Annotated in this window: 2 protein-coding genes; both read right to left on the reverse strand. The window is 63.8% G+C overall.

Annotated elements, in window-relative coordinates:
- Nucleotides 1–979, reverse strand: a 979-nt coding sequence (locus tag ACP7A5_RS17920; protein ID WP_426043157.1) for an alpha/beta hydrolase, incomplete at its 3' end; no start/stop codon positions are given.
- A 131-nt stretch (nucleotides 980–1,110) separates the two neighbouring features.
- Nucleotides 1,111–1,479 (reverse strand): sigma-70 family RNA polymerase sigma factor (locus ACP7A5_RS17925; protein ID WP_426043158.1); only part of this gene is annotated, 369 nt, incomplete at its 5' end.

Raw genomic sequence — 1,479 nt, forward strand, 5'->3', positions numbered from 1 at the left:
TCCGGCGTTCGACCCGAACCCCAGCCGAGCGCAGCGCGGTCTCGAGCGTCGCGCCGTCGTCCCGCAGGGGGTCGATGTCGGCGTTGACGATGGTGACGGGAGCGAGGCCACGCAGATTGGCGGCGACGAGGTTGAAGCGGGGATCCTGCTGATCGGCCGGACCGCGCAAGGCATATTGGCCGAACCACGTCAGGGTGGCGGTGCGCAGCGGCAGGCTTTCGGTGTTCGCCATTTTCGAAGCCAGCATCGGATCGGCGTTGGCGATGGGATAGACTGCCAGGATCGCCTCTGGCTGAGTCCAGCCTGCGTCTCGCGCAGAGATCGCGACATTCAGGGCCAGATTGCCCCCAGCGCTTTCACCGGCGACCGCGATGTTATCGGGATTTCCACCCCAGGAGGCGGCGTTCTGAACCACCCATCGCCACGCGGCATTGGCGTCGTCGTGAGCGGCGGGGAACTTGTTTTCGGGGCCTTTGCGATACTCAACCGAGACCACGATCGCGTTGAGGGCCTTGGCCATGGCGCGCGGCGTGGCGTCATACACGTCGAGGTCGGCGATGACCCAGCCGCCGCCGTGGTAGTAGACCACGACCGGGAGGTCCGTGCCCGTGGCGTTCGCGGGCTTGTAGATGCGAGCCGGCTGCTGGCCGGCTCCGGCGGGATACATCAGGTTCTGCGTGGTCACGCTTGCATCGGCGGCCGTGGACATGCCCATGTCGGTCTTGACCCGCATCACCGCCTGATCTGGCGACGGCTGTGTGCTAGCCTGTGCGACGCTCAGGGACTCGATCGGCCGTGCTCCGAGCGCGGCCAGAGCGTCGAGCACTCGCTGCATGTCAGCGTCGGGCGCGCCACTCATTCCAGCCATAGCTTGAGCTTCGCTATCGCGCATCAACATGCCGCCCATCGACCCGCAGGCGGCCAGTGTCGCGGCCAGACCCACGGAGGCGGCCAGAGCAGCCATACGAGCGATTTTCATGAGAGTTCCTTGTGGCTTAAAGGCCTTTCGCTGAAAGAACCCGGGTCGGCCGGCGATGTTCCAAACGGTAGAGGTCGAAGAAGGGGGCGGCGATCTTCTGCCGAACAAGCCACTGGGTGCCGCACTGTCCCTCAGGCTCTGTAGCCGAGCGCCTGTTCTTCGACTGCGGACCGAACCTTCATGAGCGCACGACGCATCCAGGACTTCATAGTGCCCAGCGGAATGCCGTCTCTCTTGGCAAGAGCATCATAGGATTTGCCGTCTACAAAAGCCGCGTGAAGATGTTCACGCTCGCGGGCACTCAGTTGGGCGAGCTCTTTCAAGACCCGCTGCCACTGCTGTTGCTTGATCACGGCATCGAGCGCACTGGGCGCATCATCTTCAATCTGGTCAAGTTCGTCGTTGGTCATCGGGCGCTGCGAACGCCTCCAGTCTAGAGAACGGTTCCGCGCGATAGCCGATAGCCATGCGATGGAACTTCCCCGCTCTGGATCAAACTG

It is taken from the genome of Brevundimonas sp. TWP2-3-4b1 (genome assembly GCF_049897665.1).
Taxonomy (GTDB): Bacteria; Pseudomonadota; Alphaproteobacteria; order Caulobacterales; family Caulobacteraceae; genus Brevundimonas; species Brevundimonas subvibrioides_B.